General features: G+C 63.0%; 2 protein-coding genes. Both read right to left on the bottom strand.

Annotated elements, in window-relative coordinates:
- A partial coding sequence (locus A5784_RS07825; RefSeq protein ID WP_064943987.1) for an acetaldehyde dehydrogenase (acetylating) occupies positions 1–878 on the bottom strand: 878 nt, incomplete at its 3' end.
- Between the two features lie 11 nt (positions 879–889).
- Positions 890–1,675: a 2-keto-4-pentenoate hydratase gene (locus tag A5784_RS07820; protein ID WP_064943985.1), complete on the bottom strand. Its 786-nt coding sequence runs from the start codon at positions 1,673–1,675 to the stop codon at positions 890–892.
- Between the last annotated feature and the right edge of the window lie 4 nt (positions 1,676–1,679).

Raw genomic sequence — 1,679 nt, 5'->3', positions numbered from 1 at the left:
GCGATCTCTTCGCCGACCTTGGTCGCCGCCGCGGTCATGATGTCCAGGTTTCCAGCGTAGGGCGGCAGGTAGTCACCCGCACCCTCCACCTCCACGAAGATGGTGACGAGGTGGTTGCCGCCGTTGACCACCGACGGCTCGTCGAACTGCGGCTCGTTGAGCAACCGGTAACCCGGCACATACGTCTGCACCTCGGCCACCACCTCCTTGACCGACTGCGTGATCGCGCCATGATCAGCATCCTCCGGGATCGCGCAGAAGATGGTGTCGCGCATGATCATCGGCGGCTCGGCCGGGTTGAGGATGATGATCGCCTTACCCTTGTGCGCCCCACCGATATCGCGCACACCGGCGCTGGTGGTCTTGGTGAATTCGTCGATGTTGGCCCGGGTTCCCGGGCCCGCCGAAGCCGACGACACCGATGCCACGATCTCGGCGTACGGCACGTCCACGACACGGCTCACCGCGTACACCATGGGGATGGTCGCCTGCCCGCCGCAAGTGACCATGTTGACGTTGGGTGCGTCCAGATGCGCCCGCAGGTTCGCCGGCGGAATCACCCCCGGACCGACAGCGGCCGGGGTCAGGTCGATGGCACGGATGCCGGCCTCGGCGTAGCGCGGTGCCGCATCGCGATGCACGTAGGCACTGGTGGCCTCGAACACCAGATCCGGCTTTTCATCTTGTGCCAGAAGCCAATCCACGCCCTCATGGCTGGTTTCCAAACCCAGCTTGCGCGCCCGGGCCAGACCTTCGGACTGCGGGTCGATGCCGATCATCCAGCGTGGCTCCAGCCACTGCGAACGCAGCAATTTATACAGCAGGTCGGTGCTGATGTTGCCCGACCCGACGATGGCAACTGACACTTTCTCAGCCATATTCGGCTCCCTTATTCGAAACTCAGTCTTACTGAACCTAACCCGGTGAAGTCGGCAACGAAATCGCTGCCGGGAGGGGCATCTATCGCACGCGTGCACGAGCCCGGCAACACGATGTCACCGGCCTTCAAACGCACCCCGAAACTCTCCACCTTGCGGGCCAACCAGGCCACCGCGGTCACCGGATTGCCCAGCACCGCATCGCTTCGCCCCTCGGCGACCACCTCGCCATGGTTGGTCAGCACCGCATCGATATTGCGAATATCGATGTCCTTGGGCGACACCCGTGCCTCGCCCAGCACCCACCCGGCCGACGACGCGTTATCAGCGATGGTGTCGCACAACTTGATCTGCCAGTTGGTGATCCGGGTGTCGATCAATTCGATGGCCGGCGCGAACGCGGCAGTCGCCGCGAGCACGTCTTCCTCAGTGCACCCCGCCCCCGGCAGATCGTCGGCAAGGATGAACCCCACCTCGACCTCAACCCGCGGATACAAATACTTCGACGACTTGACCGGCACATCCTCGAAGACCTGCATCTCATCAAGGAGGTGTCCGTAATCCGGCTCGTCGACGCCCATCATGTCCTGCATCGCCTTGCTCGACAACCCAACCTTGTGACCGATCACCTTGGCGCCCTCGGCCACCCGCGCCCGGATGTTGATCAACTGGATCTCATAGGCATCCACCACATCAATCTCGCCGTACCGATCAGTCAGCGGAGTCATCGGAACCTGGCTGCGCTCAGCCTGAGCCAAGTCTGCCGCCAGCTGATCACGAACCTCGACGCTAAGCATTGTG

This window comes from Mycobacterium sp. 852013-50091_SCH5140682 (assembly GCF_001665685.1).
Lineage (GTDB): Bacteria > Actinomycetota > Actinomycetes > Mycobacteriales > Mycobacteriaceae > Mycobacterium.
Note: the sequence above shows the minus strand (reverse complement) of the source record. Positions and strands in the feature narration are given on the sequence as shown.

Excerpts from the sequence above, each read along its gene's own strand:
- A5784_RS07820 (WP_064943985.1), bottom strand. The coding sequence starts at position 1,675 with ATGCTTAGCGTCGAGGTTCGTGATCAGCTGGCGGCAGACTTGGCTCAG.